The following is a 23,336-nucleotide window of genomic DNA, read 5'->3' on the forward strand; positions in this document are numbered from 1 at the left end:
GAGTTCTCCTAATAGTTGACGACGGTCAACCATACATAGATGGTTGACCGTCGTCAACTACCGGAAAGGGCCCCGCGAACGGGGCCCTGATCCTGCGTGCTGCCGACTGCGGCGTTGCGGCTAGTCGATCTTGCGCTTGAGGTTGTCGAGGCCCTCCCTGGCGGCGTCCTTGACATCCTCGACCTTGTCCTTGAATCCGGCCTTCGCCTGGTCGGACCGGCCCTCGGCTTTCAGCTCCTCGTTGCCGGATACCGCTCCAGCGGCCTCCTTCGCGCGTCCGCCGAAGTCTTCTGACTTGTTCTGAATACGATCGTCGATTCCCATGAGGGGATGCTCTCAGCCCAAGTTGGGCGGAGTCTGTGTCGGCGCCACGAGTTGGGCAGGCGCGGAGACGTAGGCGCGGCGCGCTAGGCGCGGCCGTGGTGCTCGGCCGAGATCGAAAACGCCTCGAACACCGCGGCGACCGCCTCGTCGTCGCTCACGCCGAGCTCGCGGGCCTCCACGGCAAACGCGCGAGCAGCAGCCGTGAGCCGAACGTCCCCGTGCCTGCTGTCGTCAGTAACAAAGGTTCCTGCCCGGCCGCGACCCACAACAACACCCTGCTTCTCGAGGGTCGTGTAGCACTTCGCCACGGTTCCCGGCGCGACGCCGAGCGTCCCAGCGAGGGTGCGAACCGGCGGCAGTCGCTCGCCCGGCTCGAGGTCGCCCCGCTCGACGGCGTCAATGATCGCATCGCGCAACTGCTTGCCTGGCGGGCGCGACGAGTCCCCGCCGATCGACAGATGCTCGAAGAAGTCGCCAGCGCTCATGGGCGGGGACGCTTGCCCGGGCTGGTGTTCTCGTCGATTGCCGTCTCCGAGCCGAGGGAGATCTCCTCGTCGTCGTCTGGGTCGACGAGGTCGTCGAACATCGCGGCGCTCACGGCCTCGTCGTGCTGCTTCGCGCGTTGCGGACCGAACCCGAGCCACTTGCGAGTCGGGTAGTGCAGCTTCTCGCGCCGCCACCACAGCGTCGCCAGCACCAGCGTCGCAATGCTCGGTACGAGCGCCAGCCAAGCGCCGTACGCGATGGGGTACTCGCCGTTGGCCGCATCCACTCGCAACGTCGCGAAGGCGAAGAGAAACAGGACTCCGAGCGTCGCGAACGCCGCGTAGAGCTGCAGGATCTTCGCAGAGATGACCGCCACCCCGGAGATACGCAAGATCAGGACCACGACGAGGCCGAGAAGGGGGAGCGTCGGCACGAGACCGAACAGGAACGTGCCGAACCAGTTGTAGCCGAGAGCTTCGTCCATCTGGCTCAGGCCCGTACCGGCGAGGAAGAGCTGCCACCCATTCAGCGTCGGCGCGATCCGGTTGAGCGGGATCTCCGAGTTCCACCAGGGGAAGAACATCGTCACGACCAGCAGCACAGCCAGCACCCCGAACGCGATCTGCTTGGGGCGGTAGGCCGGGTACGACGACATCGCCGCCGTATCCTCGACCAGCGAATCTTCGTCCTGCGGAGTAGCCATACCCCCAGCCTACGAGGCAGGTTCGCAATCGCGGCTCCGAACGCGCAGACTGGATGCGGCCGTGACGAGGCCGAACGGTCTCAGGCGGCGAGAGGGGCAGCATGACGGAACGACACCACAGGCCCGTGCGCGTGCCATCGCAGGCGTTCGAGGCGCTCATCGGAGCCGACGACCCGGCGACCGTGAGCCGCGTCGCGCACGACACGGCGAGGGCTCTCCTCCAGCGAGCACGCGGAGAAGGCGACCAGGCCGTCGTGGCACGCCTCGTCGCCTACGCCGACGAGCACGGAATCGACGAGATCGCCGAGCTCTGGGCGGGTGCCACGTCGCGGTCGCTGCCAGGGGCCCTCTGGCGCCTCTACCTGCTGCGCCAGGCCGTGCGGGCCAACCCGGCCGAGACGAGCTACCTGTTCCGCCGCGGGTACGAGGTCGACCGCTCCATCAGCTCCGTCGTCGCCGGAGCCGCCACTCCGACCGGCCCGGAAGAAGTTGTCGCGCTCGCCGATGTCATCCTCCACGGAGCCTTCTCTGGCGACTTCGCACTCGCTCTCGAGCGAGCCGCCGCCTTCTGCCTCGTCATGTCGCAGGGCGCGACGAGCCTGGCAAAAGACGAAGAAGGCGTTGCGCCCGCCCGCGCCCGGCAGTCGACGCGGCGCGCCATCCGGTACCTCGAGATGGGCGAAGACCTCCACGCCTCCGCCGGCATGTGGCGCCTCGACACGCTCGACTGAGCTCGCGAGCGCGCTCCGCTCCGCCCGCCCTGCCCGGTGGCGCTCGCGCACCCGCTGGACGCCGCTTCGCCCGCGACTTGCCCCCAAAGAGTCGTCAAGCTCGCTTTTTGACGACCCTCTGTGCCAACTCGAGCGCAGAGAGGGGCCTCAGACGTGTTCGCGGAGAGCCGATCCGGCTTCCGATGCGCTCGAGGTTCGGTAAACTCGACGTCGCCGGGCCGCAGTAACCCCGGGCTCCAATATTCGCCGCTGCGAGCGGCCTTCCGCCGAGAGGCGTTCCTGCGGCCTGGCTTTCCTCTGCTCCGCAGGCGCCGCCGTTGCTTCCTGGGGGTCGGTCTCCGAGCCACTGCTCCTGCGATTCTGCGATCCTGCGCCTCCGCACGGCCGCCTGCATCCAGACCGCTTCACCCTTGTTTCGGGATTGCTTGCTCATCTCTAGATGGGTTGCAAGCCATCCCGAGACAAGAAACCCATCCCGAGATGGGGATGAGGGCCTCGCCGCGGCGTGCGGACTCAGAGCGGGCGGACTCAGAGCGTGCGGCTGCAAGCGAGCGGATGCGCGACGAAGGCCCCGGCGCGCGTACGCCGGGGCCTTCGTCGTGAAGCGGGGGGAGCGCGGCCTAGCCGAAGCGGCCCGAGACGTAGTCCTCAGTGGCCTGGACTGACGGGTTCTCGAAGATCGTCTTCGTCGTGTCGTACTCGATGAGCTTGCCCGGCATGCCGGTGCCAGCGATGTTGAAGAACGCCGTCTTGTCAGAAACGCGCGACGCCTGCTGCATGTTGTGCGTCACGATGACGATCGTGTACTCGGTCTTGAGCTCCTCGATGAGGTCCTCGATGGCGAGCGTGGAAATCGGGTCGAGGGCCGAGCAGGGCTCATCCATGAGGAGCACGTCGGGGGAGACGGCGATCGCACGGGCGATGCAGAGTCGCTGCTGCTGGCCGCCGGAGAGTCCGGAGCCGGGAAGGTCGAGGCGGTCCTTGACTTCCTTCCAGAGATTGGCACCCTGCAGCGACTTCTCGACGAGGGCGTCGCCGTCGCTCTTGGAGATCTTCGTGTTGTTGAGCTTCACGCCGGCCAGCACGTTCTCGCGGATGCTCATCGTCGGGAACGGGTTGGGGCGCTGGAAGACCATCCCGACCTGGCGGCGGACGAGCACCGGGTCGACGCCGGGGCCGTAGAGGTTGTTGCCGTCGATGAGGACTTCGCCGTCGACCCATGCCTTCGGGATGACCTCGTGCATGCGGTTGAGCGTGCGGAGGAAGGTCGACTTGCCGCAGCCGGACGGGCCGATGAACGCGGTGACGCTGCGGGGCTCGATGACCATGGAGACGTCTTCGACGGCCTTGAACTTGTCGTAGTAGACGTTGAGGTCGTTGACTTCGATGCGCTTAGACACTGTATTTCCCTAACTTCCTGGCTGGTCAGCCTGGTCCGTCTGGCCTGTTAGCCCTTGGGGGCGAAGAGCTTGGTGATCATGCGTGCGACGAGGTTGAGCAGCATGACGATGATGAGGAGGACGAGGGCGCCCGTCCAGGCGAGGTTGAGCATGTTCTCGGCTCCCGCGCCGACCTGCTGGGTGTAGGAGCGGTAGACGAACACGGGGAGGCTCATCATGGCGCCCTGTGTCATGTTGTAGTTCATGTAGATGTTGAAGCCGGCCGCGATGAGGAGAGGTGCGCTCTCGCCGATGACGCGCGAGATGGCGAGCATCACGCCCGTCGTGATGCCGGCGAGTGCGGTGGGGAGCACCACTTTGGAGATCGTGAGCCACTTCGGCACGCCGAGCGCGTAGGAGGCTTCGCGGAGCTCGTTCGGGACGAGGCGGATCATCTCTTCGGAGGAGCGCACGACGGTCGGGATCATGAGGACCGTGAGGGCGATTGAGCCGGCGAGTCCCGTGCGCACGTTGGTGAGCGGGATGCCGAGCGTCTGCAGGATGAGCATGATCATCGTGTAGGCGAAGAGACCGGCGACGATCGACGGGACGCCCGTCATGACATCCACAAAGAAGTTGATGGCCTGCGAGAGGCGACCCTTGCCGTACTCGACGAGGTAGATCGACGTGAAGAGACCGATCGGCACCGAGATGAGGGTCGCGACCAGCGTGATGAGCAGCGTGCCGACGATGGCGTGGATGCCGCCGCCGCCTTCGGTGACGACGCCCACCATGGAGGAGGAGAAGAACGTCATGTCGAAGCGGGCGAGGCCGTTCGCGACGAGGGTGAAGAGCAGCGAGAGCAATGGCACGAGGGCCAGGACGAACGCGGCGGTGACAAGCGAGGTCACGAAGCGGTTCGTGGCCTGGCGGGAGCCCTCGATGATGCGGGCGATGATCCACTGGCCGGCGATGTAGAGGATCGCGCCGAGGACGGCGAAGCCCGTCCAGTTAAACTCGCCGCCGCCCGCGGCGAGGAGCAGCATGATGATGGCCGAGAGGACGAAGCCGCCGACGAGGATGGCGTACGGCCCCCACTTGGGGAGGCGCCCGTGCGTGAGCGGGTTGATCATCTCTGGAGCCGTCTGGTTCTGGGCTGGTTTCTGCAGTGTTGAGGTCATCAGTTGGCTCCTGAGAATTCCTTGCGGCGGCTCACGATCCATCGTGCGAGGGAGTTCACGAGGAGGGTGATGGCGAAGAGCACGAGACCGGATGCGATGAGCACGTTGATGTCGAGGTTCGACGCCTCTGGGAACGAGAGGGCGATGTTGGCGGCGATCGTCGACGGGTTGGTGTTCGAGGTCAGCTGGAACGTGATCACGCCGGTTGCGGAGAGCACCATGGCGACGGCCATGGTCTCGCCGAGGGCGCGTCCGAGGCCGAGCATGATGGAGGACACCATGCCGCCGCGTGCGAAGGGCAGCACAGCCATTTTGACCATTTCCCAGCGAGTGGCGCCAAGGGCCAGCGATGCCTCTTCGTGGAGGCGCGGCGTCTGGAGGAACACCTCGCGGGTGAGGGCGGTGACGATGGGGAGCACCATGACGGCGAGCACGATGGCGGCGGTCAGGATGGTGCGCCCGGTGGCGGAGACCTGGCCCTGGAAGAAGGGCAGCCAGGAGAGGTTTTCGTTGAGCCACACGTAGAACGGCTGCACGAACGGTCCGAGCACGGTGGCGCCCCAGAGGCCGAAGACGACCGAGGGGACCGCCGCGAGGAGGTCGATGACGTAGCCGAGGGGGGCCGCGAGCTTGCGCGAGGCGTAGTGCGTGATGAACAGCGCGACGCCGATGGCGACTGGCACGGCCATGATGAGCGCGAGCAGCGAAGCCCAGAGCGTTCCGAAGATGAGCGGAAGCACGTACCAGAAGAAGTTGCCTTCGGCCTCTGGCTCGGCGAGGTTGCTCGCCCCGGCCACGAAGTGGCTGTTCTCGGCCGCGTCGGGGAAGAAGGCCGGGAGTCCCTGGAAGAGCAGGAAGAAGAACACGGCGGCGAGGATCGCGAGGATGAGCGATCCGGAGAACGTCGAGAGGAAGCTGAAGACGCGGTCGCCCGGGCGCGACTTGGCCTTCACCGATGTGCCCGCATCTGGGGCGAGTTCTGCAGTCATCTGCTGAGGGTTTCCCTAAGTCATTTGGGTGGAGCGGGGCGAGTGGCGGCTGAGAGCCGAATCGCCCGGTGCCATGCTTTCACAGCACGGCACCGGGCTGAAACGGAACTTCAGTACTCGCGGTCTACTTGATGGCGTCGACTGCGGCCTGGGCCTGGCCGCGCAGGTCTTCCGAGATGGGCGCGGAGCCCGCGTTCTCGGCTGCGGCGTCCTGAGCCTCAGAGCTGATGACGTAGTTGAAGTACGCCTTGACGTTGGCACCGACAGTCGGGTCGGTGTACTCGGCGCAGCCGATGAGGTACGAGACCAGGACGATCGGGTAGACGCCCTCAGCCGAGCGGTCGAGCTCGAACGAGAGGTCGGTCGCTGCGCGGCCTTCCTCGAGCGTGGAGTTGTCGACGACGGCGGCTGCCGCCTCGGGGGAGAGCTCGACGAACTCGGAGCCCGTCTGGATGGCTGCGGTGCTGAGGTCGCCGGCCGCGGATGCGTCGAGGTAGCCGATCGTGCCGTTACCGGAGGTCAGTGCCTGCTGCACACCGGGGGTCTCCTGAGCGGCCTCGCCGCCTTCGATGGGCCAGTCGTCGCTGTCCTCGAAGGTCCAGACGTCGGGTGCTGCCTCGACGAGGTAGGACGTGAAGTTGCCCGTCGTGCCCGACGTGTCGGAGCGGTGCACCGGCGTGATGGCGAGGTCGGGGAACGTGACGCCCGAGTTGAGCGCCGCGATCTCCGGGGCGTTCCAGTTGGTGATCTCGCCCTTGAAGATCTTGGCGAGGGTCGCGGGGTCGAGGTTCAGCGTGTCAACGCCCTCGACGTTGAACGCGACCGCGATCGGGGAGATGTAGGCGGGGATCTCGACGAGGTCGGTGCCGTCGACGCAGTTGCCGAAGCCGCCAGCCTCGATCTCTTCCATCTTGAACGCGCGGTCGGAGCCGATGAAGGCCGACGTGCCGTTCGTGAAGTCGGTGCGGCCGGCGCCGGAGCCGCCGCCTGCGTAGTTGATCTGGATGCCGGGCTGGACGGCCTGGAAGCCCGCGATCCACGAGGTCTGGGCGGTGCCCTGCGACGATGCGCCCGACGCGGCGAGGGTGCCCGTGAGTGCTGTTGCGTCGCTGTCGGATCCCGGCTGTGCTGCGGGGGTCTCGTTGCCGGCGCAGGCAGCAAGCGTGAGTGCGGCGATTGCGGCCATGGCGACCGATGCGCCTACTCGCGTGAACTTCATGGAGTTTCCCTTCGGGGACAGGTGACATTCCGTTGGATCAGTTGCGATCCGTCGGTGACGCTATGCGCGAAGGGTGACGAGGAGGGGCGGGGAAAGTGAACGGAGGGTGAACGGGCTGGGAATGCGCGCAGATTTCACCCGCATCCGCCTACTTCATCTGCTCCAGAACCGGCTCGATCTGAGCCCGGAGGGTGTCTGAGATGGGCGCGGAGCCGGCTGCCTCGGCTGAGGCTGCCTGGCCCTCCTCGCTCACGACAAAGCTGAAGTATGCCTTGGCGTTGTTGCCCTCGTCGGGGTCGGCATACTCGGCGCAGCCGATGAGGTAGGAAACGAGCACGATCGGGTAGACGCCGGGAGTTGAACGGTTGAGCTCGAACGCGAGGTCGGTGGCTGCCCGCCCGGACTCGATGGTCGAGTTGTCCATCACAGCCGCGGCCGCCTCGGGGGAGAACGGCACGAACTCGCCGCCCGTCTCGACGGAGGCGGTCTTCAGGCCGGCGGCAGCGGAGGCGTCCATGTAGCCGATCGTGCCGTTGGCGCGCAGCGCCTGCTGCATACCCGCGCTCTCTTGGGCCGCCTCGCCGCTCTGCACTGGCCATTCGTCGACTTCGCCGAAGCTCCAGGCGTCGCCCGCGGCCTCATCGAGGTACGCGGTGAAGTTGCCCGTCGTCCCCGACTTGTCGGAGCGGTGGACGGGGGTGATGGCAAGCGAGGGGAGTGTGGCGTCTGGGTTCAGGGCCGCGATCTCGGGCGCGTCCCAGGATGTGATGTCGCCCGCGAAGATGCCGGCGATCGTGGCCGCATCGAGCCGGAGCTCGTCGACTCCCTCAAGGGCGAACGCCACGGCGATGGGCGAGATATACGCGGGGATCTCGACGAGGTCACTGCCGTCGGCGCACGTGCGGAACGGGCCCTCTTCGATCTCGTCGACATCGAAGGCGCGGTCGGAGCCGATGAAAGCGGAAGTCCCGTTCTGGAAGTCGGAGCGCCCTGCGCCGGAGCCGCCGCCTGCGTAGTTGACGCGCACGTCCGGCTCGATGGGGTAGAAGCCGGCGATCCACGCCGTCTGCGCGACGCCTTGCGACGAGGCCCCAGACGCGCTCAGCACGCCAGAGAGGTGCTGTGATCCGGGGTCCTTGCTGACCGATATCTCGTTGAGCGCGCATCCGCTTGTCGCGAGAACGGTGGTTGCGAGGAGCGCCAAGGCGGCGAGTGCTCGGGAGTGGTGCATCGAGTTCCTTCTGCCATCAGGTGTCAGGCGATCGCAAGATCCGCCTGAATCAGTATGAAGGAGAAGTGGACGAGAGGTGGACGCGGGGTGAGCTGCGCGTGAACGCGCAGCTCACCCTTGGCGCTTCCACTGCCGCAGGTCAGGTGATCGGACCGTGCGTCTCGGCTGCCACGACGCCAGCCCCCGGGTGGTTGACGGGCACGTGGATGACGGAGCACTCGCCAGTCGAGAGCATGGCGTGCCTCGCGAGCGAGCTCGGGCGCGTCGCCGTGTGGAGGGCGATGGAGCGAACGATGGCCGGCATGACCGGGGAGTGGCTGCAGATGACGGTGCTGCGGCGCTTCGCGATGAGCTTGCGCACGACCTCGTCGAGCTCCTCCTCGTCGCGCGAATAGGAGCCTTGCGCGATGCTTCGCTCGACCTGCGGGGTGAGCTCGAGGAGCGAGCTGATCGGGGCGACGGTCGAGCGGCAGCGCACAGCGTTCGACGTGACGACGGCCTCCGGGCCGAACGCGCGGAGAATCGGCACGACGGTCTCCGCTTGCTCGAGGCCTCGGGCCGTGATCGGCCGCGAGTCGTCGTCGCCCGGCCAGGACTGCGGGGGCACGGCCGTGGCATGGCGAAGCACGAGGATGGCGAACGTCCGGTGCAGGCCGCGGCGGTACCGGTCTGCGAAGACCTCGAGCAGCTCTCGGTCCCTGTCGTAGCTGAGGAGCTTCTTGGCCTTCTTGAGCGAGACCCAGTCGATGGCGTCGACTTCGTCGTTCGGCTCGAAGACGTGCGCCTGGAAGGAGGCCTCGTCGACCTCGGCGGTCCAGTAGTGGACCTCCTTCGGCCGACCGTTCGGCATGACGTACTCGATGTACCCGAGGGGAGCGCCGAGCGTCGCGCGGTAGCCGGTCTCCTCCTCGACCTCGCGGGCCGCGGTCTCCGGCAGCGTCTCGCCCGGGTCGACCTTTCCCTTCGGGAGCGAGTAGTCGCCGTGCCGTCCGCGGTGGATGACAAGCACCTTGAGCTTGTCGTCTTCAACGTCTTCGTGCCACAGCACAGCGCCTGCCGCGTAGACGGTGCGCGAGGCGGCAGGAGTGTCGATCGTCATCCGGTCAGGCCAGCGTGGTGGGCCTGCGACGCTTGCTGATACGGCGCATCATCTCGTCGTGGAGGTCGGTGAGGCGCTCACCGCTCTCGTCGCGCGCGTGGCGCACCCATTCGGCGTCCGAGCCGAGGTGCCACGTCGCTGTCGTGTCGGCCATCGCCAGGTCGAACATGGCGGCGATGTCGGCGGCGTGGTGCTCGTCGATGATGCGCACGAGCGCCTCGATGCGACGGTCGAGGTTGCGGTGCATCATGTCGGCGGAGCCGATGAACACGCGCTCGTCTCCGTCGTTCGCGAAGCAGAAGATGCGCGAGTGCTCGAGGTAGCGGCCGACGACGGAGCGCACGCGGATGGTCTCGCTGAGCCCGGGCACGCCTGGGCGCAGGCCGCAGATGCCGCGTACCCAGATATCGACGGGCACGCCGGCCTGGCTCGCGCGGTACAGCGCGTCGATGATCTCCTCGTCGACCATGGAGTTCACCTTGATGCGGATGCGGCTCGGCTTGCCCTCAAGCGCGTTCTTGCGCTCCTTGTCGATGAGATTGAGCAGCCCTGGGCGCAGATGCATGGGTGCCACGAGGAGGCGCGTGAACTTGCGCTCAATGGCGTACCCGGAGAGCTGGTTGAAGAGACGCGTGATGTCGCGCGAAATCTTCTCGTTGCAGGTGAAGAGGCCGAGGTCTTCGTAGATGCGGCTCGTCTTCGGGTTGTAGTTGCCCGTGCCGATGTGGTTGTACATCTTGAGCTCGTTGTCTTCCTTGCGGATGACCTGGAGGAGCTTGCAGTGCGTCTTGAGCCCGACGGTCCCGTAGACGACGTGCACGCCGGCCTTCTCGAGCTTGCGCGCCCAGACGATGTTGTTCTGCTCGTCGAAGCGCGCCTTGATCTCGACGAGAACCAGCACCTGCTTGCCGGACTCTGCGGCCTTGATGAGCGCGTTCACGATGGGGCTGTCGCCGGATGTGCGGTACAGGGTCTGCTTGATCGCGAGCACGTTTGGGTCGGCGGCGGCGACCTCGAGGAAGGCCTGCACGCTCGTCGAGAACGCCTCGTATGGGTGCTGCACGAGCACGTCGCGGCGCGCGATGGCACCGAACATGTCGGGCTTCTCGTCGCTCTCTGAGGTGCGGAACGCGGCCGCCGTGACGGGAACGTGCGTCGGGTACTTGAGGTCTGGGCGCTTGATCGCGCCGAGCGCGAAGAGGCCACCGAGGTCGAGCGGCCCCGGAAGCACGTAGACCTCGTTGTGGGTGATGTCGAGCTCGGTCATGAGCAGCTCGAGCGTCACGTCGTCCATGTCGTTCGAGACCTCGAGCCGGATGGGCGGCCCGAAGCGTCGGCGCAGGAGCTCCTTCTCGAGGGCCTGCAGGAGGTTCTCGGTCTCGTCCTCCTCGATCGTCATGTCCTCGTTGCGGGTGAGGCGGAACGCGTGGTGGTCGAGGATCTTCATGCCGGGGAAGACGTGGCCCAGGTGCTGGGCGATGAGGTCCTCGAGCAGAATGAAGCGCGCCTTGCCGTGGTCTGACTGCAGCGGGTAGAAGCGAGGCAGGACCGGCGGGACCTTGAGGCGCGCGAACTCCTCCTTCTCGCTGCGCGGGTTGTAGACACGCACGGAGATGTTGAGAGAGAGCCCCGAGATGTAGGGGAATGGATGCACCGGGTCGACCGCGAGTGGCATGAGGACCGGGAAGATCTGCTCGTCGAACAGGTCGCCAAGCTCAACGCGCTCGGCGTCGGAGAGCTCGTCCCAGCTGACGATGTGGATGCCCTGCTCCGCGAGCTCAGGACGCACGCTGTCGTTGAAGATCGCCGCGTGGCGCTTCTGGAGGTCGTAGGCCTTCGAACGGATCGTGTCGAGCGCCTCCTGCGGCGGGACGCCGGCAGGCGTCGGCACGGCGAGGCCGGTCGCGATGCGGCGCTTGAGGCCCGCGACGCGCACCATGAAGAACTCGTCGAGGTTCGACGAGAAGATCGCGAGGAAGTTCGCTCGCTCGAGGAGCGGCGTCGACGGGTCCTCGCCGAGTTCAAGCACGCGCTGGTTGAACGCGAGCCAGCTCAGCTCACGGTCGACGAAGCGGCTGCGCGGCATCTCCTGCGAGTCTGCACCGGCCTCGGGAGCGCGGAGTTCGATAGTCATGCGGTCATCCTTCCAGGTCTACGGAGAGGAACGGTGTCACGGTGTCCAACTCCGGCAGGATCGAAGAGGTCCTGCCGAGGTGAAGATCAACAGAGCCACGCAAACGGATCATGAACGAGCGTGCGTGTACTGCACGTCGATCGAGAGCTGCTCGTAGCCGAGCGAGCGGTAGAGGGAGAGGGCCGCCTCGTTGTCGCCCTCCACGTACAGCGACGTGCGGGCGGCGCCGGTCGCGTGCATCCGCGCGAGACCGGCCTGCATGAGGGCACGGCCGAGACCGCGACCCGCCGCGTCCGGCGCGATGCCGACGACGTAGATCTCGACCTCGTCGCCCTCGCGTTTGAGCCAGTTGTAGCCGAGGAGGGTGCCGTCGGCGTCGCGGAGCAGCAGGAAGTCGTCTGCATCGAACCACTCGGTGGCCCGCCTGGCGTCGAGCCCGTGTGCGTCGAGCGCGCCCTGCTCAGGGTGGCTGCGGAAGACGACGGAGTTCAAGGTGAGAAAGTCCGCCGAGTCTGCGGCCGTGAAGGGGGCGATCGTGAGCCCCTCCGGGGCCGGCGTGGCCTTGGCGTCGCCGTCGGTGATGGACCGGCCGAGCTTCAACAGGGTGCGGACAGCGGCGAGGCCTCTGCTCGATGCGAGAGCTGAGGCCCCCGCCAGATTGCCGTGTGCCCAGAGCACTGGGGGAGCGTCCGTCGCCGACGCTACGGCGTCGAAGAGCTTCCCGCCGAGCCCGTGGCGTCGGCGGTCCGGATGCACAACGAGCTCGCCCTCGATGGTCCCGTCGCCGATATCCCGCGTGAGGGCTGCGGCGATGAGCTGGCCAGAGTCTTCGATAGCGGTCAGCAGCCGTGCGTCCAGCGAGAGCATCGTGTCCTCGTTGAAGGGCGAGACGCCGTCCGCCGCCGATGCGGCGTCCGCGAGGGCGCGGACCTCCGCACCGCGTGCCTCAGCGGAAGCTGCGGTGAAGATCTCGGGCATGTCGGCTCCTAGGACCTGATGGCGTCGTCGGAGGACGCGCCCGTCGACGCCGGCTCGTCGCGCGCACCCTCGCCCCCGCGAAGGAGGCGGTAGCCGACGTTGCGCACCGTGCCGATCACGCTCTCCTGGTCGCCGAGCTTGGCGCGGAGGCGACGCACGTGCACGTCGACCGTGCGGGTGCCACCGAAGTAGTCGTAGCCCCACACCTCGCTCAGCAGCCGCTCACGCGTGAAGACGTGGTCTGGGTGCGAGGCGAGGTACCTGAGGAGCTCGAACTCTTTGAACGTCAGGTCGAGCGTGCGGCCGCGATACCTCGCGGTGTAGCTGTGCTCGTCGATCGTGAGGGGGCCGATCGCGATCGTGCCGCTCGGCTCCTCCACTGCGGCCTGCGGGCGAAGGAGACGGATGCGAGCATCCACCTCCGCCGGTCCGGCAGTTCGCAGGATGACGTCACCGATGCCCCAGTCGGAGGAGATGGCAGGAAGGCCGCCCTCCGTGATGGCAAGCAGGACGGGAACCGACGACTCGATCGTGTTGAGGACGCCGCACAAGCGTTTCGCGCTCGGGAGGTCGCTCGTGCCGTCGATGATGTTCGCGTCGGCTTGCGGGGCCGAGGCGAGGGCTGATGCGGTCGGAGGGAGCACCCGGACGCGGTGCGCCAGCAAAGTGAGGGAAGGGAGAGCGTGCTCGACGCCGCCGGCGCTGAACAAGAGGACGTCTGCCAAATGTGGCCTCCTCGATGTTTGGTCGGACTCGCTGGCTAGTCTACGCACCCTCGGGACAGCTCCAGCGTGCACAATGGGTCAATGACCCGCGAACGAGTGAGCATCGGCATCGTCTGGCTGGCCGCAGTGGTCGGAGTGTTCGGCGTCGCCATCCTCGCTGATCCCTCTCGTCACCTGGTCTGGGTGAGCATCCTCATGCTGACGCTCATCTGCCTGACCTGCCTCCTCCAGTTGCGTCTGCAGGAGAGCGACGGGTTCATCATGCGGATGAGCATGAGCCTCGTGGGGGCGCTGGTCATCCTCGGCATAGCCTCGCTTGGCTTCGCTCTGCTCGGCGGCGACGCCGTTGTCGGCACGCCGAATCACAGCTGAGTCGCACCGTCTGCTGCGCACTGCCGCAACGATAGGATGAACGGCATGGACACCGTGCTTGTTATCGAAATCATCTTCACCGGCCTGCTGGTGCTCGCGCTCGTCGCCATCAGCTTCGTCTCCGTGGTTGTACTCAAGAACCTCTTCAAGGGCCAGAACTAACCAGCCCCTGCGCGCCCTAGCAGCTGACGGATCGAGAGGAAACCCCCCGATGGTCTACGACATCCCCACTGACCTCCCGCCCGAGATCGTGCCCCTCTCCTGGCTGATCGGCGTCTGGGAAGGTAGCGGCCACGTCGAGTACAAGGTGGGCGACGAGGTGCGCGAGCAGGCGTTCCGCCAGCGCGTGAGCTTCAGCCATGACGGCCTCGCTTATCTCAACTATTCAGCCCAACTGTGGCTCGAAGAAGGCACGGGCGACGAGCCAGTGCAGATCCCGCTCACGGGCGAGACCGGCTTCTGGCGCTTGGCGCGGGCGAGGGACGACGGCGATGTCGGCCCCGGTTACCTGCCGCCGACGGCGCCGCCGACGATCACCGACGCTGATGGCGTCGAGGGTCTGCGCGATGACGAGCAGGCGTTCCCCCTCGAGGTGTCGATCGTGCATCCGACTGGTCTGCTCGAGCGGTACAGCGGGAGTGCCCGCGGCCCGCGCATCGACCTCAAAACCGAGGAAGTGCTGCTGGCGCCAGGCGCGAAGGAATTCACCGCCTCGACCCGCATGTACGGCTACGTCGCGGGTGAGTTGCTGTGGGCGTGGGACATCGCTGCCCTCGGCCAGGAGCTCGCGACGCACGCGTCCGCGAAGCTGGCCAAGCTTGACTGAGCACTCCGCCTCGAATGAGTCGTCGGCCGGTGCCGACGAGCCTCAGCCGTACCGGTCGCCCTTCCTGGCGCTTCCGGGTGCGGTGGAAGGCACTGGCATCGACGGCGGCGTCGCCTGGCACTACGGGCAGGTCACGGCCGACCAGCGGGAGCTTGCTGCCGGGCGTTCGATCGTGGATGCGTCGCACTTCGGCATCATCCGCCTGACCGGCAGCGACCGGCTCAGCTGGCTCGATTCGCTGACGTCGCAGCGGCTCACAACGCTGCAGCCGGGTGAGAGCGCCGAGACCCTGCTGCTCGATATCCAGGGTCACATCGAGCACGGTGCCGGCGTGATCGACGATGGCACCGCGACTTGGCTCATCACCGAGCGCGAGTCCGCGCCTGCATTCGCAGCGTGGCTGAACCGGATGCGCTTCCTCCTCGACGTGCAGGTGGCAGAGGTCACGGACGAGCTCGCGGTCGTCGCGACGCTCGGAGAGCACGACCTGGGCGCGGCAGCCCCGAACGGCACGCCGCTCGTCTGGAACGACCCGTGGGCTGCGCCACCCGCGCACGGCTGGAGCTACTCCCAGTTCCCGGTAGTGCCGGCAGAGGGCGCCGTAGACGGCCACCCTGGCGCCGACTTCCCGCTCAAGCTGCACGTTGTCGATCGGGCCAGCCTGCAGGCGATCGTCGAACGCGTCGCCACCGGCGAGCTGCCGATTGCAGGAATGCACGCGCTGGAAGCGTTGCGCATCGCCGCCCTGCGGCCGCGCCTCGGCGCCGAGATCGATCCAAGGGCGATCCCGCACGAGTTCGACTGGCTCCGCAGCGCCGTGCACCTCGAAAAGGGCTGCTACCGCGGGCAGGAGACGGTCGCGAAGGTCCACTTCCTCGGTCGCCCACCGCGTCGCATCGTCCTCCTCGACCTCGACGGTTCGCTCGGCGAGCTTCCCGCAGCGGGCAGCTCGCTGTCGGTCGAGGGCGACGCCAACGCGCAGACCGTCGGGCGCGTCAGCTCCGTGGCTATCCACCACGAGGACGGGCCCATCGCGCTTGCGCTCGTGAAGCGGTCCCTTGCGGAGGACGCGACCCTCGTCGTGCACCTCGCCGACGGCCAGCAGGTCACCGCCAGTGCGACGACGATCGTCTCGCCGACGGCTGGTCGAGCGGCGGACGTGCCTCGGCTGCCGCGCCTCGAGCGCCGCGGGCAGTAGACGTGGCGGCTCCGGCGGCTGGCGTCGGGGCCGCGTTCGCCCGCCTGCGGGCATCCCTTCCCGCCGTGCTGCAGATCACGGCGGCGGCCTTCGCCGCCTACGCCATCGCGCACTGGGGCCTCGGGCATCCCATCCCGTTCCTCGCGGTGACGGTCGCGATCACGAGCCTGGGGCTGCAGCGTGACGCTCGCCCGCGGCGCGTGTTCGACACGGCGCTCGGCATCACCTTCGGCGTGCTGCTCTCCAATCTTTCACTTGTGGTCTTTGGCCGAGGCGTCTGGCAGGTGACGGTCGTGCTTGCCGTCGTGCTCCTGCTCGGGCGGCTCGTCCACCCGAGCCCGGGTTTCGCGATCGGCGCCGCCGTGCAGGCATCGCTTGTGCAGCTCATCCCGGTGCAGGGGGTCGGCGAGTACACGCGGCTCCTCGATGCGGTCATCGGAGGAGCGGTCGCGATCGCGGCCACGGCGTTGGTGCCGCGCAACGCGGCCGCGCTCGCGAAGCACGAGGCGAAGGGCCTCGTCGGGGCCCTCGCGCAGGCACTCGGCGACATCTCGCAGGCCCTCCGCCGGGGCGACAGCGATGCTGGGCTCGCCGCGCTCGAGGAGCTGCGCATGACGCAAGACACCCTCGACGCGTGGTCGACCGAGCTCGAGAGCGCCGCATCCATCGCCCGGATCTCCCCGTTCATGCGCCACCACCGCGTGCGGGTCGAGCGGATGGCGGAGCTCCGCACCAGCATCGACCTGGCCACCAGGAACCTGCGTGTGCTCGCCCGTCGGGCCTGGTCGCTGTCGTGGGACGGCAGGCACCGCGAGGAGCTCGCAGACCTCCTCGGCGATATCCAGTCGGGGATGCTTGAACTGCAGCTCGGCCTCGACGACGAGGCGATGCTGCACCAGGCGAGGCAGACGCTGCTCATCGCGGCAGCGCGGCTCGAGCCTGAGCACCTGCCTGGGGCGCAACTCGCCGAGTCCGTCCTGCTCATGCAGTGCAGGCCCCTTGTCGTCGACCTCCTCATCGCGAGCGGCATGGAGCCCGGAGCCGCACGCACGGCGCTCCCCGAGGTCAGCTAGCCGACGCGCGCCGCCCGGCCGCCCGGCCGCCCGGCCGCCCGCCGCCTCGCCGGGCTCTCCCCATGATCACTGCCCGTCGAATGCCCCTCTGCGAGGGCCTCCAGAGGGCGAAACGCCGGGCAGCGATGGTGGATGCGACGGGGCGAGGGCTCCCGTGGAGGGCGCGACTGCTTTCCACGCGACCGTGAGCTCACCGAGACGCCAGCGCTTCTGCGTGTCCACGAGCGGCCAGCCGGCCGCGCGCATCCGCTCGCACACGGCGAGGAAGCGCTGTCGGGCGCCGAACGTCTGCCGCGGGGCCTCCCGCTGCCAGGCGTCGTCGAGCGCCTTGAGGTAGTCGTGGACGCCTTCGCCTGGAACGTTGCGGTGGATGAGCGCCTTCGGCAGTCGCTCGGCGACGACCAGCGGCGATTCGAGGCTGGCCGTGTGCAGCGAGACCGTGAATGTCTGCGGTCCGGCCGCGTCGACTCCCACCCACGACGAGACACGGCCCACTTCGTTGCAGGTCCCCTCGACCAGCAGGCCGCCGGGCGCGAGCCTCGCGGTCATGCGTGACCAGGCGTCCGCCACCTCGGACTCGTCGTACTGCCGCAGCACGTTCATGGCGCGGATCACGGCGGGGGATTCGCCCTTCGGCGTCGCCACCTCGAACCCGCCGACCGCAAACGAGACGCGACCACGCAACTCCGGTCGGTCGGCGAGCTGCTCTCTGGCGAGCGCGACGCGTCCAGGGTCGATCTCGAGACCGTGCACGCGGACCCCGGGCACGGCGCGCCCGAGACGCTCCGCCAGCTCGAAGGCGGTTGCGCCGCTGGCCCCGTAGCCCAAGTCGATCACCAGCGGGCGTTCGACGGATCTCAATGCGGGATGCTGTGCTATCCATCGGTCGATTCGCCGCAGACGGTTCGTTCCCGTCGTTCCTCGAGTGAGTCGACCCAATGCCATGCAACAAGAGTATTGAGCCGACGGGACTATTTCAGCGTGCGACAACTCCGCGTCGCACGCGGGTCACCCCTACTCGGTACGCTTGGTGGCATGACTGAAGCGCTGACGCTCATCCTTGTCCGTCACGGACAGAGCGAATGGAACGAGAAGAACCTCTTTACCGGCTGGGTGGATGTTGAGCTCACCGAACAGGGACGCGAAGAGGGCGCCCGTGCGGGCCGCCTCATCCGCGACTCCGGACTCAAGCCCAACGTGCTCTACACGTCGCTGCTCACGCGTGCCATCGACACCGCCAACCTCGCGCTCAAGGAAGCTGGTCGCGGCTGGATCGACGTCGAGCGCACCTGGCGCCTCAACGAGCGCCACTATGGCGACCTGCAGGGCAAGGACAAGGCCCAGGTTCGCGACCAGTACGGCGAAGAGCAGTTCATGGAGTGGCGTCGCTCGTACGACACCCCACCGCCCGCCCTCGACGACAGCAGCGAGTTCTCGCAGGCGCACGACGAGCGGTACGCCGACCTCGGCGACGACCTTCCCCGCACCGAGTGCCTCAAGGATGTCCTCGTGCGCTTCCTCCCGTACTGGGAAGAGGAGGTCCTGCCGACGCTCATCGAGCGCGGCACCGTCATGATCGCCGCGCACGGCAATAGCCTCCGCGCGCTCGTGAAGCACCTCGAGGGCATCAGCGACGACGACATCGCCGCCGTCAACATCCCGACGGGCATGCCTCTCGTGTACCGCTTCGACCCCGAAACGCACGAAGTGCTCGGCAAGGGCGAGTACCTCGACCCCGAAGCAGCCGCCGCCGGCGCAGCCGCGGTCGCCTCTCAGGGCAAGTAGCACCGAGCGAACCCCGGGCTCGCTCCGGGACACACGAAAGAGGAGCTCCCCGTCATTGGACGGGGGCTCCTCTTTCGCGATCACCAATGACGACGGGATCGTCAGCGGTGATGGTCGTGTTCGTGGTCGTGTTCTTCCTCGTCCTCGAGGAGCATTCCGACCGAAGTCGCGCACGTGTCACCCCGCCACGCCTCGATTCCCTCGCGGACCGCGAAAACGGCGATGACAAGACCCGCGACGGCGTCCGCCCAAGCCCAGCCAAGGAGCGAGTTCAGGAGGAGTCCGACGAGGACAGCGGCGGACAGGTAGGTGCAGATGAGGGTCTGCTTGGAGTCCGCGACGGCCGTGGCTGAACCGAGTTCCCGCCCCGCGCGTCGCTCGATGAGCGAGAGGAACGGCATGAGGACGACACTCACGGCGGCCAGTACGATGCCGACGGTGCTGTGCGCGACCTCGGAGCCGGACGTGACCGCGAGGATTGAGCTCATGCTCACGTAGGCGGCGAGAGCGAAGAAGGCGACCGCAATGACACGAAGAGTCGGTTTCTCCCATCGTTCCGGTTCGCGGCGGGTGAACTGCCAGGCGACCGCTGCGGCGGAGAGCACCTCGATGACCGAGTCGAGACCAAAGCCGATGAGGGCGGCCGATGATGAAGCGGCGCCCGCTGAGAGGGCGATGACCGCCTCGATCACGTTGTAGGCGATCGTGAAGGTCACGACCAGGCGGATGCGCTGCTGCAACACCGCGCGACGAGCCTCAGATCTGCTGGTAGTGGTTGGGGTCTTCGCTGAGCCGGTCACGAGGTCGGCTCGCAGCATCCAGGCACAGGGCACGCCGAGTCCTGGCAGGGAGCTTCCTCGTCCACGGCGAGGGCAACTCCGACGAGCGCCGTCAGCGCCAGGGTGAGGTGGGGGTCGGAGATCGCATAGCGCGTCTGCCTGCCCTCCGGCTCCCCGATGACGATCCCGCAATCCCGCAGGCAGGTCAGGTGATTCGACACGTTCTGCCGAGTCAGCCCGAGGTCCTCGGCAAGACGCGCCGGGTAGTTGGGGCCGTCGAGCAGCTGCATGAGGATGCGCGAGCGGGAGGGGTCTGCCATCGCGCGGCCGAGTCGATTCATGACATCGAGGCGCGTGGTGGTCGAAGAAGTCATGCCCCAATTAATACAGTGAGGGCTGTATTAAGCAAGCGCGTCTTTCACTCGCGAAGATGCCAGACGAACGGATGCACCAGAAACACGAACGCACCCCGGACGCTGCTGGCCCGAGTGGACCAGCGGCGACCGGGGTGCGGTCTCAGTGCTGGGGTTCGCTAGACGCCGGGGGTGACCGGGGAGACTGGCGTGGACGGCTCCTTCTCCTGCATCCACTCGCCGCTCGTCAGGTATTGCACCTTCTGGGCGATCGAGACGGCGTGGTCCGCGAAGCGCTCGAAGTAGCGGCTCGCGAGCGTCGCGTCGACAACCTCGACGCTCTGCGCCTGGATGTCGTCGGACAGGAGGGCGTCGAACGTGCTGCGGTGCAGGTCGTCGATCTGCGTGTCGCTCGCCTTGATCTCGTCGGCGATGCGGTTCGTCTCCTCGTCGTTGCCTGCATCGAGCAGGGCGACGAGCTGACGTGCGACGGCGACATCGAGGCGGCTCATCTCGGCGAACACCGGACGGAGCGTGTTCGGGCCGACGCCGCCCGGGAAGCGGTAGCGGGCGAGCGCCGCAATGTGCGCCGCGAGATCACCCATGCGCTCGAGCGACGAGCTGATGCGCAGCGCGCTCACGACGAGGCGCAGGTCGCGTGCGACGGGGGACTGGCGGGCGATGATCTCAATGGTGTGCTCATCGAGCGCGATGGCGAGCTCGTCGATGCGGGCATCATCGGAGATGACCTGCTCGGCGAGGGCGACATCGGAGTTGGTGAACGCAACGGCGGCGCGCTGCATGGCGGACTCGACGTGGCGGGCGATCTCCACGAGGCCATTGCTGACCTCAGCGAGTTCCTGCTGGAAAACTTCGCGCATGTTTATCCTCTGTTTCATGGCAACGGGCGATGTGCCGCTGCCCGTAGTTCTGGGCAGACCGGTCGCCCAGTGCCTCTGGGAGTGACCCTGCCTTCGCAGGCGAGTCTACGGAGCCAAGGTAACCGACTCGTGTACGACGGGTGACGCATCCGCTGGCCCATATGCTGGACACATGGACTCGTCCGTCGCAGTGGTCCTTGCGATCGTACTCGGCTTCCTCTTGGGTGCAGGTTTCGTCTGGCTGCTCCACGTCGCCTCGGTACGGCAGGCAAAGGCGCGAGCTGCATTCTCACCCCGCCTCCCAGAGGGCATCGAGCATCTGCTCGGCGCCCTCGACTCGATCGTCATCGTCACCGACCCTTCTCGGAACGTCTACCAGTCTTCCCCGGGGGCTACCTCCAAAGGCCTCGTTCGACCCGGAGGCCGCCTCGACGAACGCGTCGGCGCGGTTGTCGATGAGGCCAGAAGGCAGGGGGAGGCCGTCACGAGGGATCTCGAGATCGCCAGGGGCCCGTTCGGGCGATCGGAGATCCACGTTCGCGTGCGCGCGGCCCCCCTGTCGACGAGGTTCTTCCTCGTGCTCGCCGAAGACCGCACAGAAGCGCTCCGCGTCGAGAGCGTGCGCCGGGACTTCGTCGCGAACGTCAGCCACGAACTCAAGACCCCGATCGGTGCGGTGACGCTGCTGGCCGAGGCCATCTCCGAGTCGGCGGGCGACGAGGAGCAAGTCAAGTACTTCACGGGGCGGCTCAGCAAGGAGAGCCTGCGCCTCGCGTCCATCACAAACGAGCTGATCGAACTGTCGAGGCTGCAGTCGAGCGACTCCCTCGCGCACCCGGAGCTCATCTCCATCCACGAGATCCTCTCGCTCGCCGTCGATCAGTCGAGGGTCCCCGCCGAGGTCGGTGCCGTCGAGATCGTGCTCGGCGATGACGTGGATGCGTTTGTCTACGGCGAACGCGCGCACCTGCTCATGTGCTTCACCAACCTCGTGTCGAACGCGGTCCAGTACTCGTCGCCAAACTCGCGGGTGGGCATCGGCACGCGCCTCGTCGACGACACCGTCGAGGTCGCCATCTCCGACCAGGGCATCGGTATCGCCCCCGAAGATCAGGGGCGCATCTTCGAGCGGTTCTTCCGCGTCGACCAGGCCCGTTCCCGCCGGACGGGCGGAACCGGCCTCGGCCTGAGCATCGTTCGCCACGTCGCAGAGAACCACGGCGGGGACGTCCGGGTCTGGTCGCAGCCGGGCAAGGGGTCGACCTTCACCGTCCGGCTCCCCTCGGCCGACTCCGTGGTCGACGAGATCGACCTGCAGCGCTTCACCGAGCGCCGCTCCGCCTGACGCCCGCCGGGCGCATCCGGGCGGCGCCACGCCGTACAACGCGCGCGGAAGCCCGTGCGTCACTCAATGTTCACGAAAGATATGCACAATGGCCCCCGTGACCCGCATCCTCCTCGTCGAAGACGAATCCGCACTGCACGAGCCGCTTTCCTTCCTCCTCGGACGGGAGGGATACGAAGTCGCCGTCGCTGAGACCGGCCTCGACGCCCTCGACCTGTTCGACAGGGATGGCGCCGACCTGGTGCTCCTCGACCTGATGCTCCCGGGCGTTCCAGGCACTGAGGTCTGCAAGCAGATCCGACTCACGTCGAAGGTGCCGATCATCATGCTCACCGCCAAGGACAGCGAGGTCGACATCGTCGTTGGACTCGAGCTCGGTGCCGACGATTACGTCACGAAGCCCTACTCCACTCGAGAGCTGCTGGCCCGCGTCCGCGCCGTGCTTCGCCGCAACGAGCAGGAGGACGAGGGCGAAGACGACAGCATCATCGAGGTCGGCGAGGTGCGCATGGATCTGGACAGGCACACTCTGCAGGTCTCCGGCAAGGTGACCCCCATGCCGCTCAAGGAATACGAGTTGCTCGAGTACCTGATGCGCAACTCGGGTCGCGTGCTGACCCGCGGGCAGCTCATCGACCGGGTGTGGGGACCCGATTACTACGGCGACACCAAGACGCTCGACGTGCACATTAAGCGCATCCGCAGCCGCATCGAGGAGAAGCCGTCGACGCCGGTCCGACTCGTGACGGTCCGAGGTCTCGGGTACCGCTACGAGGGCTGACCTGCGATCTGCCGCCAAGCGAGCGACACAAGAAGGGCGCATCCACCAGGTGGATGCGCCCTTCTCGGCTATCTGCGTGCGTCGGCTAGGCCGTGCCGCCCTCTTCGGGCGCCGTGGTCGCGGACGGCGTCGGGGCGATGCTCGGCGGCGCTGCCGGTGGCTCGGTCTGGGCAGGGCCCGGAACGAGCGTGGAGTACTCGGGGAGCGTGCCGTCGAGCACTGGAACGTTCACGGCCTGGACTGCTTGCTCACCGTCGAGCGACGCAGTGAAGGTCACCTCGTGGGTGGAGCCAGGTGAGAAGTCCATGCCCTCGAGGAGCACGGTGGCGCCCTCGCCGAAGCCGACCTGCGTGACCCCAGCGGCAGCGGCGACGGGGACGGTGACGACGACGTCCTGCTCGACGCCGTTGATGAGGCCCGTGTACGTGATGTCGAGCGAACCGGCGCTGCCCGTGTGGTTGACGAGCGCGAAGATCAGGTTGGCGCGGTCGGTCACGTCGGTGCCGGTCAGCGTGTCGGTGATGAGGATCGCGTTGCGGACCTCGAGCTCGCCGACGTTGGCGTTCGTGCCGTCACTGGCCGAGTACTGCGTCGTAGTGCGCTGGGGGGAGATGTAGTTGCAGCCGGCAAGCCCAACCGCGACTGCCGCGGCAAGGGTTACGGACGCGACGGCGCGGATCTTCACGTCTGGAGCCTCCAGGTTCGGACCGTGCGGCTGTCGCCACACGAATTCACAGGATGCGGCAAGCCTATCTGATCTAGGT

25 protein-coding genes are annotated in these 23,336 nt (G+C 67.2%); 8 read left to right on the forward strand and 17 right to left on the reverse strand.

From position 1 onward, the window contains the following. Window positions 1-120: 120 nt before the first annotated feature. From C5B85_RS00225 to C5B85_RS00235, 3 genes are all read right to left on the reverse strand, one after another. Window positions 121-324, reverse strand: coding sequence for a CsbD family protein (locus C5B85_RS00225; protein WP_104284079.1), 204 nt, complete (start codon window positions 322-324; stop codon window positions 121-123). Between the two features lie 83 nt (window positions 325-407). Continuing rightward, window positions 408-809, reverse strand: a complete 402-nt coding sequence (locus C5B85_RS00230) for a GntR family transcriptional regulator (protein ID WP_104284080.1) — start codon at window positions 807-809, stop codon at window positions 408-410. Next, the gene (locus C5B85_RS00235) at window positions 806-1,513 is read right to left on the reverse strand and encodes a hypothetical protein (RefSeq protein WP_104284081.1); all 708 of its coding nucleotides are present in this window, start codon (window positions 1,511-1,513) and stop codon (window positions 806-808) included. The genes C5B85_RS00230 and C5B85_RS00235 overlap by 4 nt, the downstream gene beginning before the upstream one ends. A gap of 101 nt (window positions 1,514-1,614) precedes the next feature. Here C5B85_RS00235 and C5B85_RS00240 point away from each other — a divergent pair, with 101 nt between their 5' ends. Beyond that, a complete protein-coding gene (locus C5B85_RS00240) occupies window positions 1,615-2,244 on the forward strand; it encodes a DNA-directed RNA polymerase subunit beta (RefSeq protein ID WP_104284082.1) in 630 nt (209 codons plus the stop codon). 620 nt (window positions 2,245-2,864) lie between these two features. Here the strand turns inward: C5B85_RS00240 and pstB are convergent. The 9 genes from pstB to C5B85_RS00285 form a co-directional block, all read right to left on the reverse strand. Further along, a complete protein-coding gene (gene pstB, locus C5B85_RS00245) occupies window positions 2,865-3,644 on the reverse strand; it encodes a phosphate ABC transporter ATP-binding protein PstB (protein WP_104284083.1) in 780 nt (259 codons plus the stop codon). 47 nt (window positions 3,645-3,691) lie between these two features. Beyond that, the gene (gene pstA / locus C5B85_RS00250) at window positions 3,692-4,804 is read right to left on the reverse strand and encodes a phosphate ABC transporter permease PstA (RefSeq protein WP_104284084.1); all 1,113 of its coding nucleotides are present in this window, start codon (window positions 4,802-4,804) and stop codon (window positions 3,692-3,694) included. Further along, window positions 4,804-5,793, reverse strand: coding sequence for a phosphate ABC transporter permease subunit PstC (gene pstC / locus C5B85_RS00255; protein WP_104284085.1), 990 nt, complete (start codon window positions 5,791-5,793; stop codon window positions 4,804-4,806). Before pstC ends, pstA begins: the two co-directional genes overlap by 1 nt. A gap of 124 nt (window positions 5,794-5,917) precedes the next feature. Next, window positions 5,918-7,012, reverse strand: a complete 1,095-nt coding sequence (locus tag C5B85_RS00260) for a phosphate ABC transporter substrate-binding protein PstS (protein ID WP_104284086.1) — start codon at window positions 7,010-7,012, stop codon at window positions 5,918-5,920. A 148-nt stretch (window positions 7,013-7,160) separates the two neighbouring features. Continuing rightward, on the reverse strand, window positions 7,161-8,243 hold the full coding sequence (locus tag C5B85_RS00265; RefSeq protein ID WP_104284087.1) for a phosphate ABC transporter substrate-binding protein PstS: 1,083 nt from the start codon (window positions 8,241-8,243) through the stop codon (window positions 7,161-7,163). 139 nt (window positions 8,244-8,382) lie between these two features. Next, a complete protein-coding gene (locus tag C5B85_RS00270) occupies window positions 8,383-9,342 on the reverse strand; it encodes an NUDIX hydrolase (RefSeq protein WP_104284088.1) in 960 nt (319 codons plus the stop codon). A 4-nt stretch (window positions 9,343-9,346) separates the two neighbouring features. Next, window positions 9,347-11,476: an RNA degradosome polyphosphate kinase gene (locus C5B85_RS00275; RefSeq protein WP_104284089.1), complete on the reverse strand. Its 2,130-nt coding sequence runs from the start codon at window positions 11,474-11,476 to the stop codon at window positions 9,347-9,349. Window positions 11,477-11,584: 108 nt separating this feature from the next. Continuing rightward, window positions 11,585-12,454: a mycothiol synthase gene (gene mshD / locus C5B85_RS00280; RefSeq protein WP_104284090.1), complete on the reverse strand. Its 870-nt coding sequence runs from the start codon at window positions 12,452-12,454 to the stop codon at window positions 11,585-11,587. Window positions 12,455-12,462: 8 nt separating this feature from the next. Beyond that, the gene (locus tag C5B85_RS00285) at window positions 12,463-13,179 is read right to left on the reverse strand and encodes a winged helix family transcriptional regulator (protein ID WP_104284091.1); all 717 of its coding nucleotides are present in this window, start codon (window positions 13,177-13,179) and stop codon (window positions 12,463-12,465) included. A gap of 81 nt (window positions 13,180-13,260) precedes the next feature. Here C5B85_RS00285 and C5B85_RS00290 point away from each other — a divergent pair, with 81 nt between their 5' ends. The 4 genes from C5B85_RS00290 to C5B85_RS00305 all read left to right on the forward strand — a co-directional run bounded on the left by C5B85_RS00290 (window position 13,261) and on the right by C5B85_RS00305 (window position 16,648). After that, the gene (locus C5B85_RS00290; RefSeq protein ID WP_104284092.1) at window positions 13,261-13,551 is read left to right on the forward strand and encodes a hypothetical protein; all 291 of its coding nucleotides are present in this window, start codon (window positions 13,261-13,263) and stop codon (window positions 13,549-13,551) included. Window positions 13,552-13,762: 211 nt separating this feature from the next. Beyond that, on the forward strand, window positions 13,763-14,377 hold the full coding sequence (locus C5B85_RS00295; RefSeq protein WP_104284093.1) for an FABP family protein: 615 nt from the start codon (window positions 13,763-13,765) through the stop codon (window positions 14,375-14,377). Then, window positions 14,370-15,575 carry a folate-binding protein YgfZ gene (locus C5B85_RS00300; RefSeq protein ID WP_104284094.1) on the forward strand — a complete coding sequence of 402 codons (1,206 nt, stop codon included), beginning with the start codon at window positions 14,370-14,372 and terminating at the stop codon, window positions 15,573-15,575. The genes C5B85_RS00295 and C5B85_RS00300 overlap by 8 nt, the downstream gene beginning before the upstream one ends. Before the next feature lie 2 nt (window positions 15,576-15,577). Next, the gene (locus C5B85_RS00305; protein WP_104284095.1) at window positions 15,578-16,648 is read left to right on the forward strand and encodes an FUSC family protein; all 1,071 of its coding nucleotides are present in this window, start codon (window positions 15,578-15,580) and stop codon (window positions 16,646-16,648) included. Window positions 16,649-16,714: 66 nt separating this feature from the next. Here C5B85_RS00305 and C5B85_RS00310 read toward each other — a convergent pair whose 3' ends face one another. Then, window positions 16,715-17,593, reverse strand: a complete 879-nt coding sequence (locus tag C5B85_RS00310) for a bifunctional 2-polyprenyl-6-hydroxyphenol methylase/3-demethylubiquinol 3-O-methyltransferase UbiG (RefSeq protein ID WP_104284096.1) — start codon at window positions 17,591-17,593, stop codon at window positions 16,715-16,717. 90 nt (window positions 17,594-17,683) lie between these two features. Here C5B85_RS00310 and C5B85_RS00315 point away from each other — a divergent pair, with 90 nt between their 5' ends. Further along, the gene (locus C5B85_RS00315) at window positions 17,684-18,433 is read left to right on the forward strand and encodes a phosphoglyceromutase (protein ID WP_104284097.1); all 750 of its coding nucleotides are present in this window, start codon (window positions 17,684-17,686) and stop codon (window positions 18,431-18,433) included. A gap of 101 nt (window positions 18,434-18,534) precedes the next feature. Here C5B85_RS00315 and C5B85_RS00320 read toward each other — a convergent pair whose 3' ends face one another. From C5B85_RS00320 to phoU, 3 genes are all read right to left on the reverse strand, one after another. Further along, the gene (locus C5B85_RS00320; protein ID WP_104284098.1) at window positions 18,535-19,251 is read right to left on the reverse strand and encodes a cation transporter; all 717 of its coding nucleotides are present in this window, start codon (window positions 19,249-19,251) and stop codon (window positions 18,535-18,537) included. Beyond that, window positions 19,230-19,586, reverse strand: coding sequence for a helix-turn-helix transcriptional regulator (locus C5B85_RS00325; RefSeq protein WP_104284099.1), 357 nt, complete (start codon window positions 19,584-19,586; stop codon window positions 19,230-19,232). The genes C5B85_RS00320 and C5B85_RS00325 overlap by 22 nt, the downstream gene beginning before the upstream one ends. A gap of 158 nt (window positions 19,587-19,744) precedes the next feature. Next, complete coding sequence (phoU, locus tag C5B85_RS00330) at window positions 19,745-20,446, reverse strand: phosphate signaling complex protein PhoU (RefSeq protein ID WP_104284100.1); 702 nt, start codon at window positions 20,444-20,446, stop codon at window positions 19,745-19,747. A 172-nt stretch (window positions 20,447-20,618) separates the two neighbouring features. Between phoU and C5B85_RS00335 the strand changes: the two genes are divergently transcribed. Both C5B85_RS00335 and C5B85_RS00340 read left to right on the forward strand, forming a co-directional pair. After that, window positions 20,619-21,791: a cell wall metabolism sensor histidine kinase WalK gene (locus C5B85_RS00335; RefSeq protein ID WP_104284101.1), complete on the forward strand. Its 1,173-nt coding sequence runs from the start codon at window positions 20,619-20,621 to the stop codon at window positions 21,789-21,791. A gap of 97 nt (window positions 21,792-21,888) precedes the next feature. Continuing rightward, a complete protein-coding gene (locus tag C5B85_RS00340; protein ID WP_068479999.1) occupies window positions 21,889-22,572 on the forward strand; it encodes a response regulator transcription factor in 684 nt (227 codons plus the stop codon). Window positions 22,573-22,657: 85 nt separating this feature from the next. On the opposite strand, the gene C5B85_RS00345 is transcribed toward C5B85_RS00340, so the two are convergent. Further along, window positions 22,658-23,257 carry a DNA modification methylase gene (locus C5B85_RS00345; RefSeq protein WP_104284102.1) on the reverse strand — a complete coding sequence of 200 codons (600 nt, stop codon included), beginning with the start codon at window positions 23,255-23,257 and terminating at the stop codon, window positions 22,658-22,660. Between the last annotated feature and the right edge of the window lie 79 nt (window positions 23,258-23,336).

This window comes from Pseudoclavibacter sp. AY1F1, assembly GCF_002931075.1.
In the GTDB taxonomy this organism is placed as follows: Bacteria; Actinomycetota; Actinomycetes; order Actinomycetales; family Microbacteriaceae; genus Pseudoclavibacter.

Bases quoted from the DNA above. Each gene is read 5' to 3' on its own strand.
- C5B85_RS00225 (WP_104284079.1), bottom strand. From the start codon at position 324: ATGGGAATCGACGATCGTATTCAGAACAAGTCAGAAGACTTCGGCGGA.
- C5B85_RS00230 (WP_104284080.1), bottom strand. From the start codon at position 809: ATGAGCGCTGGCGACTTCTTCGAGCATCTGTCGATCGGCGGGGACTCG.
- C5B85_RS00235 (WP_104284081.1), bottom strand. From the start codon at position 1,513: ATGGCTACTCCGCAGGACGAAGATTCGCTGGTCGAGGATACGGCGGCG.
- C5B85_RS00240 (WP_104284082.1), top strand. From the start codon at position 1,615: ATGACGGAACGACACCACAGGCCCGTGCGCGTGCCATCGCAGGCGTTC.
- pstA (WP_104284084.1), bottom strand. From the start codon at position 4,804: ATGACCTCAACACTGCAGAAACCAGCCCAGAACCAGACGGCTCCAGAG.
- pstC (WP_104284085.1), bottom strand. From the start codon at position 5,793: ATGACTGCAGAACTCGCCCCAGATGCGGGCACATCGGTGAAGGCCAAG.
- C5B85_RS00260 (WP_104284086.1), bottom strand. From the start codon at position 7,012: ATGAAGTTCACGCGAGTAGGCGCATCGGTCGCCATGGCCGCAATCGCC.
- C5B85_RS00265 (WP_104284087.1), bottom strand. From the start codon at position 8,243: ATGCACCACTCCCGAGCACTCGCCGCCTTGGCGCTCCTCGCAACCACC.
- C5B85_RS00270 (WP_104284088.1), bottom strand. From the start codon at position 9,342: ATGACGATCGACACTCCTGCCGCCTCGCGCACCGTCTACGCGGCAGGC.
- C5B85_RS00275 (WP_104284089.1), bottom strand. From the start codon at position 11,476: ATGACTATCGAACTCCGCGCTCCCGAGGCCGGTGCAGACTCGCAGGAG.
- mshD (WP_104284090.1), bottom strand. From the start codon at position 12,454: ATGCCCGAGATCTTCACCGCAGCTTCCGCTGAGGCACGCGGTGCGGAG.
- C5B85_RS00290 (WP_104284092.1), top strand. From the start codon at position 13,261: ATGACCCGCGAACGAGTGAGCATCGGCATCGTCTGGCTGGCCGCAGTG.
- C5B85_RS00295 (WP_104284093.1), top strand. From the start codon at position 13,763: ATGGTCTACGACATCCCCACTGACCTCCCGCCCGAGATCGTGCCCCTC.
- C5B85_RS00310 (WP_104284096.1), bottom strand. From the start codon at position 17,593: ATGGCATTGGGTCGACTCACTCGAGGAACGACGGGAACGAACCGTCTG.
- C5B85_RS00315 (WP_104284097.1), top strand. From the start codon at position 17,684: ATGACTGAAGCGCTGACGCTCATCCTTGTCCGTCACGGACAGAGCGAA.
- C5B85_RS00320 (WP_104284098.1), bottom strand. From the start codon at position 19,251: ATGCTGCGAGCCGACCTCGTGACCGGCTCAGCGAAGACCCCAACCACT.
- C5B85_RS00325 (WP_104284099.1), bottom strand. From the start codon at position 19,586: ATGACTTCTTCGACCACCACGCGCCTCGATGTCATGAATCGACTCGGC.
- phoU (WP_104284100.1), bottom strand. From the start codon at position 20,446: ATGCGCGAAGTTTTCCAGCAGGAACTCGCTGAGGTCAGCAATGGCCTC.
- C5B85_RS00335 (WP_104284101.1), top strand. From the start codon at position 20,619: ATGGACTCGTCCGTCGCAGTGGTCCTTGCGATCGTACTCGGCTTCCTC.